The following is a 1,974-nucleotide window of genomic DNA, read 5'->3' on the forward strand; positions in this document are numbered from 1 at the left end:
TTACTATAGAGGATAAAGAACAGAATTAGATAGCGACTGCAATAATATCAGTTGGGCATACACGTAAAATGCCAGTAAAAGTATTTTGATTTTGATTGTTCTTATCGTCTTTATTATTATTATTATTATCTTTGTCGTTATTATTACGAGCTAAAGCAGAGAAAAGAGCAACACCGTTACAGAATCCTTCAAAAATTACATTGCGGAATGATTGATGGCCTCTAATGCTTAAAAGAGAAATTTCTGTTCCAACTGAAATAGTAGCAAGTACGTTACATACAGCAGGTCGGTGTGGTCTAACTTCTTCTCTCTCTTTCTCGCGATGGTCGCGATGGTCACACTCTCTTTCACGATGATGACATTCTCTAAAGTTATCACAGCATCCAAATGATCCAAACATAATCCTCATCACCCCCTTCACACTTATAATCTATGTAAGTTCGGCAGTCGGTGACTGGACAGATAATGGAAATTTTTCTAGGGGATTTTCTCATTTTAAATGACTAGATGGGTATTTAGTATGGAATGATGTTTAAAATAGGGGAAATGTCACAAAAAAATGTAAAGACCACCGAAATGAATGAAGTAGGTAGCCTTTACACTTTTTTACTTTTATATAAAACGATGATATATACAGGAAGAGCTAAGAGTAGTGGTGCAATGGATCGTGCAGTATGTTTTTCTGCTTCTAATTGTAACGCTTCTTCTTTAGGGAATTGTAACACTGATATGTTTGCAGCATCGCCAATAAAATATAGCAGTAGTACAGTTACTATGTAACTTAAAAGTGCGATAAAGCTTCCGTATGAACTCAATGAAAATCCCTCTCTTGTTATCTATTTGTTATCATTGTATCACAATTGTAACAAAAATACACGGTTATATTCCGATACTTTAACAAATTTCGACACAAAACGTCATATTTGTTTATGGGGATAGCGTAAAAATTACGATTTTTCTATGTATAGATGTCGCATAATACATTGTAATATTACGGATGTGTGACAGAAAAATAAAAAAACGAAGGTAATGAAATTACCTTCGTTTTTTTATTATTTTGCCCATTCACTCACTTGTTCTACGCTCATGCGCGGTGCAGGGTGACCTTTTAAAGTGGATTCACCAATTGTAATAAGCATAATTGGTACGTAACGAGATGAAGCATTGAATTCTTCCATTAATGCCTGTGGATTGAAGCCACCAATAGCGCAAGTATCCCAGCCAGTTGCTTTAGCAGCAAGCATAAGTTGCATTGCTGCTAAAGCAGCATTTGAAAAGGCAGCATCTCGTGGGTATTGCTCCCGAGTATATGCAGATTCAATATTTTTAGCTAAGCGCTCTTTTGCGTCTGCTTTCATAAATCCTTGTTCTACAATTGGACCGTAAACAGGTTCAACATTTTTATATGCCTCTCAATCACCTAAAATAGCGACTACGGCAGAAGCATCAAGAATTTGTTGTTGGTTATAGGCAATTGGGTGTAATCGTTTTTGTACATCTTCGCCTTGGAAAACAAGGAATTTCCAGTGTTGCAAGTTCCAAGCAGAAGGTGCTTGCGCAGCAGCTTTTAAAATTTCATGTAACTCTGTAGATGAAATTTCTTTTTCAGGGTTGAATGCACGTGTAGATGTGCGTTCATATAAAACGTTAAAAAAGTCATTGTTTGTCATTATATATCCTCCAAATTACATATCAACTTAATATAAAATAAATGTAATATACTCTACTTACATTTTGTAAGTTATTGAATTTAAGAATATAATACCTTTATTTTAATTGTCAAGTTTTAAATAGTAAGGCAGGGCATTCATACAAACGATACAATTCATATAATCATACACTAAAAAAGGAATTTCCAGAGCAGATAAGCGAAGATAACATTCTCAATTAGCTTGTTAATATGAGTTCCTCATAATTCTTTATAAAATGATTGTGAGGAATTCAGTAGAACAAGATATATGAAGTGAGTGAAGA

At 34.4% G+C, this 1,974-nt stretch carries 2 protein-coding genes and 1 pseudogene; all 3 read right to left on the minus strand.

Annotation, left to right across the window (positions count from 1 at the left end):
* Positions 1–25: 25 nt before the first annotated feature.
* Positions 26–400, minus strand: a complete 375-nt coding sequence (locus AB3X49_RS22095) for a DUF3915 domain-containing protein (RefSeq protein WP_367964756.1) — start codon at positions 398–400, stop codon at positions 26–28.
* Between the two features lie 196 nt (positions 401–596).
* Positions 597–815 carry a hypothetical protein gene (locus AB3X49_RS22100; protein WP_002088422.1) on the minus strand — a complete coding sequence of 73 codons (219 nt, stop codon included), beginning with the start codon at positions 813–815 and terminating at the stop codon, positions 597–599.
* Between the two features lie 237 nt (positions 816–1,052).
* Positions 1,053–1,670 (minus strand): annotated as a pseudogene (locus tag AB3X49_RS22105) (nitroreductase family protein).
* Positions 1,671–1,974 lie beyond the last annotated feature (304 nt).

This window comes from Bacillus sp. C30 (assembly GCF_040838255.1).
GTDB classification, from domain to species: domain Bacteria; phylum Bacillota; class Bacilli; order Bacillales; family Bacillaceae_G; genus Bacillus_A; species Bacillus_A mycoides.